Origin of the sequence: Arthrobacter sp. B2a2-09 (assembly GCF_027587375.1) — a bacterium.
GTDB lineage: Bacteria > Actinomycetota > Actinomycetes > Actinomycetales > Micrococcaceae > Arthrobacter.
The window spans coordinates 1-491 of the sequence record NZ_JAMXIC010000092.1 but is presented as its reverse complement, the minus strand read 5'-3'; the positions used below and the strand labels follow the sequence as shown (position 1 = coordinate 491).

General features: G+C 57.4%; 1 protein-coding gene. It reads right to left on the bottom strand.

The genetic code is table 11. The features are described from left to right. On the bottom strand, positions 1 to 436 hold a 436-nt coding region (locus NFJ07_RS25665; protein ID WP_269998930.1), incomplete at its 3' end, for a hypothetical protein. Positions 437 to 491: the final 55 nt, after the last annotated feature.

Genomic DNA, 491 nt, shown 5'->3' with positions numbered 1-491 from the left:
CGAGGTCGTTTCCTTGAGGGCTGACTCCACGAGCGCTTGCGTAAAACCGACCTCGGTAGTCGGCGGTGTAGACGAACCAAAGAGGGCGTCCCTTAAACCGGTTAGCCATGAGGATGCTTTCATTCGTCCTCCCGGACTTCGCGCCTCGTATCTTAGTTTCAGTGTGCCACTCGCGCTTCTCAGCACACCACGCCTTGAACTCAACCTGCTGAAAGTCCGTCATTTCGTCGAACTTTATGTCCGGGTTCTCCAGCATCCACGCTGGCTTATCCGGTTCGTCGTCCCGCTGGTCGCTCACTAGGATGTCTTGCACGTCAAACCGGCTGTGCGCCAGCTCCGCAACCTCTAAGATGCGCTCGTTTATACGCCACCGCGTCTCTTGCAGGAGATTCAGTGCGTCCAAAACCAGCTCAGGAACAACGTCGTCGTCCAGCATCGACGTTCCTCGCACGCAGGTCGGCTGAATCCGCCGCATCGCTGACGTGTGGAAC